The sequence below is a fragment of the Hymenobacter fastidiosus genome, from assembly GCF_039539565.1.
GTDB lineage: Bacteria > Bacteroidota > Bacteroidia > Cytophagales > Hymenobacteraceae > Hymenobacter > Hymenobacter fastidiosus.
Genome location: NZ_BAABDJ010000046.1, coordinates 1 through 603, shown reverse-complemented (window position 1 = coordinate 603; position 603 = coordinate 1). Strand labels below are relative to the sequence as shown.

General features: G+C 56.2%; 1 rRNA gene. It reads left to right on the top strand.

The window, feature by feature from the left end:
* Positions 1–603: ribosomal RNA gene (locus ABD833_RS19030) — 23S ribosomal RNA — on the top strand; the annotation flags it as partial.

Here is a 603-nt window from a genome sequence, read left to right as displayed (position 1 = left end):
TGTCTGGTGGGTAGTTTGACTGGGGTGGTCGCCTCCAAAAGAGTATCGGAGGCTTTCAAAGGTCCGCTCAGTACGCTTGGTAACCGTACGCAGAGCGCAATAGCAGAAGCGGGCTTGACTGTGAGGCCTACAAGCCGAGCAGGGTCGAAAGACGGATATAGTGATCCGGTGGTTCCGCATGGAAGGGCCATCGCTCAAAGGATAAAAGGTACGCCGGGGATAACAGGCTGATCTCCCCCAAGAGCTCATATCGACGGGGAGGTTTGGCACCTCGATGTCGGCTCGTCACGTCCTGGGGCTGGAGAAGGTCCCAAGGGTTCGGCTGTTCGCCGATTAAAGTGGCACGCGAGCTGGGTTCAGAACGTCGTGAGACAGTTCGGTCCCTATCTGTTGTGGGCGTAGGATATTTGAGAGGACCTGACTTTAGTACGAGAGGACCGAGTTGGACTAGCCGCTCGTGCACCGGTTGTGGCGCCAGCTGCAGCGCCGGGTAGCGACGCTGGGATGAGATAAGCGCTGAAAGCATCTAAGTGCGAAACTCACCTCAAGATGAGATATCCCATACTAAGAGTCGTGGAAGATGACCACGTTGATAGGCCCCAG